This window comes from Streptomyces sp. NRRL S-495 (genome assembly GCF_000966955.1).
In the GTDB taxonomy this organism is placed as follows: Bacteria; Actinomycetota; Actinomycetes; order Streptomycetales; family Streptomycetaceae; genus Kitasatospora; species Kitasatospora purpeofusca.
Genome location: NZ_JZWY01000870.1, coordinates 1 through 2,686 on the forward strand (window position 1 = coordinate 1; position 2,686 = coordinate 2,686).

2 protein-coding genes and 1 pseudogene are annotated in these 2,686 nt (G+C 76.7%); 2 read left to right on the top strand and 1 reads right to left on the bottom strand.

The features are described from left to right. Positions 1-493 (bottom strand): acyl-CoA thioesterase domain-containing protein (locus tag VR45_RS35250; RefSeq protein ID WP_045943998.1); only part of this gene is annotated, 493 nt, incomplete at its 3' end. A gap of 204 nt (positions 494-697) precedes the next feature. Between VR45_RS35250 and VR45_RS35255 the strand changes: the two genes are divergently transcribed. Together VR45_RS35255 and VR45_RS35260 are read left to right on the top strand one after the other, a co-directional pair. After that, on the top strand, positions 698-2,095 hold the full coding sequence (locus VR45_RS35255) for an SWIM zinc finger family protein (protein ID WP_045943996.1): 1,398 nt from the start codon (positions 698-700) through the stop codon (positions 2,093-2,095). After that, a pseudogene (locus tag VR45_RS35260) lies at positions 2,092-2,686 on the top strand (hypothetical protein); the annotation flags it as partial. The gene VR45_RS35255 and the pseudogene VR45_RS35260, both read left to right, overlap by 4 nt.

The following is a 2,686-nucleotide window of genomic DNA, read 5'->3' on the forward strand; positions in this document are numbered from 1 at the left end:
GCTCCAGGGCGCCGAAGCCGCTGGCGACCAGCGCCGCCCGGGCCTCGTCGTCCCAGAGCGAGAAGGCGTCCGGCAGCTCCTCGGGGCCGGGCAGCGCGGGGATCTCGCGGTGCCGGTCGGCGGCCGGCTCGGGGCGCTTGAAGGACGCCGAGAGGGTGAAGACGGTCTCCCCCCGCTGGACCGCCGTCACCCGCCGGGTGGCGTAGGAGGAGCCCTGGCGGACCCGGTCCACCCGGTACTCGATCGGGTGGCCCGGGTCGCCGGGCATCAGGAAGTAGCCGTGCAGCGAGTGCACCGAGCGGTCCGCCCCGATCGTCCGCCCGGCCGCCACCAGGGCCTGCGCGGCGACCTGGCCGCCGAACGCGCGCATCGGCGCCCCGGCGTGGCAGCGGCCACGGAACGTGTTCTCGTCGAGGGCCTCGATCCGCAGCAGATCGGCGAACGGTCCGACCATGTCGATCGCCCGTCTGTCCTGTTCGGTCAGCTCTGTCACGGGCCCATAGTGGCAGACCGGGGCGCCCCGCCGATGTGACGTGGGTAACCCGTCCGGGCGAACACGCTTGCTAGAACGTGTTCCATTAGCCGGATTCCGGGGGAGGGCGGACGGAGGCGCGGCGGGCGGTCGGCGGACCGGTGGGCGGGCTGCCGCCGGGGCCGGGACGGCCGATTGTCAGTGGCCTGACCTAGCGTTACGGGCATGTCGCAATCCGCACACGCGTACGCCTATTTGCGCCCGTCCGCCGTCCTCGACGGCGCGGCCGGCCGGAGCCTCGCCCTGGAGACGTCCGGCGGCGCCACCCCGCTGGGGGACGCCGCCCACCCGCGGTTCTTCGCGGGTTTCCTGGCCGAGCCGGCACCGGCCGCCGCCGCGCTGCTCGCCGTGGCCGACGTCGCCGCCGCCCGGTACTACCAGCCGCTGCTGCGCGCCTCGCTCGACCCGGTGGTCACCGCCAACGGGGACCGGCTCCGGTTCGAGTCCTTCTCCGGCTGCTGCGGCGTCTACGCCCGCCTGGACGTGCTCGCCGCCGGCCTGGACGGGGACGCGATCGGCCACGGCACCACCAATGTCGACGTCAACAATCCGTTGCGAGAAGCACTCACCCGGATCGCTCCGGCCGAGCCGCTGCACCTCGCCGTCGGCCCGGACGCGCTGGAGGTCACCACCTTCGACGGGCCGGTCGTCGAGAAGAAGGTCCCGCTGCCCGAGCGCTGGCTGCGCGGCTTCGCCGAGACCCAGGTGACGGCCGCCGGCTTCGACCTGCGGGCCGAGCTGCCCGCCGCCGAGGCGGTCCGCTTCCTCCGCTCGCTGCCCCGCGGGGGCCGGGCCGGGGCCAGGACGGTCCAGTGGGTGGTCCTGGCCGGGCGGACGCTGCGGCCGACCACCAGGCCGGTGGCCGGCGCGGTCTGCCTGCCGGGGCCGGAGCGGCTGGCCGCCCTGCAGCGGGTGTTGCGGCACGCCCGGGCGCTGCGGATCTACGGCCCGCCGGTCGTCGGGGACGGCCCGACGGCCTCCGCCTGGGAGGTCGAGCTGCCCGGGATGCGGCTCACCCTCACCCTCTCGCCGGACGCCTCCCGGGGCTTCAGCGGCGAGGGCGGCGTCCTCGGGGCGCTGGCCACCGACACCGCCGAACCGGACGCCGACCTGGTCGCGGCGCTGCTCGCCTGGGAGCCGAGGATCGAGGTCGCCGAACTCGCCGAGCAGGCCGGTCTCACCCCGGCCCGGGTGCGGGCCGCGCTGGCCCGGCTCGGCACGTCCGGGCAGATCGGCTACGACGTGGCCGAGGCCGCGTACTTCCACCGCCGGCTCCCGTACCAGGAGGGGCGGGCGGAGTCGGCCAACCCCCGGCTGAAGGCCGCCCGCGCGCTGGTCGCCGCCGGCGCCGTCCGGCTGGAGGAGGGCGGCGCGACGGCGGTCGTCACGGTGGACGACCACATCCAGCGGGTGCGGACGGAGGCGGCGGGCGCGGTCGGCTGCACCTGCCTCTGGTGGGCGAAGTACCGGGGCGGGCGCGGGCCGTGCAAGCACGTGCTGGCGGTCGGCATGGTCCGCGAGGCGCGGGCCCAGGACGGCGGAAACCGGGAGGGAACGCGATGAGCACGACGAGCACGACGAGCGCGGGGATCATGACGGGGGCGCCGGCCACGACGGGCGCCGGGGCAGCCGCCGAGGCAGCGGCCGACGCCGTGGAGGCGCTGCTGACGGCGGTCCGCGAGGGCCGGGCGGGCCGGGTGCCCGGGCTGCTCGCCGCGCTCGCTCCGGCCGAGCGGCGCTCCTGCGTCCCGGCGCTCAAGGAGCTGCGCCGGGAGAACCGCAGCGAGTGGTCGAAGCCGGCCAACCGGCGGATGGAGGCCCTGCTGGTGGCCGGTGCCGGCTGCCACCCCGGCCCGGCCGGTGCGGCCGCCTGGATCGGCGCCCGGGACTTCGACGGCCGTTCCTGGGCCCGCCACCCCGCCCTGGCCGAGGTCGTCGAGGCCCAGCCGGAGGAGTGGCAGATCGAGGTGGTGGGCCGGCTCGCCGCCAAGCGCGGCTCCGGCTTCAACTGGGACCTCTTCCCGCTGATCGCGCGGGTGGTGCGGCGCACCGGCTGCGAGGTGCCGGCCTCCGACGACTTCGCCGCCGAGTGGCTGCGCTCGGGGGTCGGGCGGGAGAACAGCCCGCGCGGCAGCGCCACCACCCTGCTGGAGC

Excerpts from the sequence above, each read along its gene's own strand:
- VR45_RS35255 (WP_045943996.1), top strand. The coding sequence starts at position 698 with ATGTCGCAATCCGCACACGCGTACGCCTATTTGCGCCCGTCCGCCGTC.